General features: G+C 53.6%; 1 protein-coding gene. It reads left to right on the plus strand.

The genetic code is table 11. The annotated features are described in order from the left end of the window. Positions 1–293, plus strand: a 293-nt coding sequence (locus K6753_RS14470) for a hypothetical protein (RefSeq protein WP_223677168.1), incomplete at both ends; no start/stop codon positions are given.

Raw genomic sequence — 293 nt, forward strand, 5'->3', positions numbered from 1 at the left:
CGTGTGCTCCGAAGTTGGTCGAAATTGATACTTGGCTTGCAAGTCCGTAAAAGGCTGCAAGAAGAGTACGGAGGCGCCGAGAATAAGGTTGATGAAGCCGAAGCTCCTCAGGTGAGTTCGGCTCCCGTGGCTCGTACCTCCGTGACACTTCGTCAGGAAATGCCCCCAGAAGGCGGCTTTCTAACTGAATACGATGGCGTCATAGAGCACTTTGACCTACCGAAAACACGCATTATCCATTATTCCAATGGCGATGCTGCGCCACAAGAGGTAGACGACGCACCGCCACTGCC

Origin of the sequence: Novilysobacter selenitireducens (assembly GCF_020026895.1) — a bacterium.
Lineage (GTDB): Bacteria > Pseudomonadota > Gammaproteobacteria > Xanthomonadales > Xanthomonadaceae > Lysobacter_C > Lysobacter_C selenitireducens.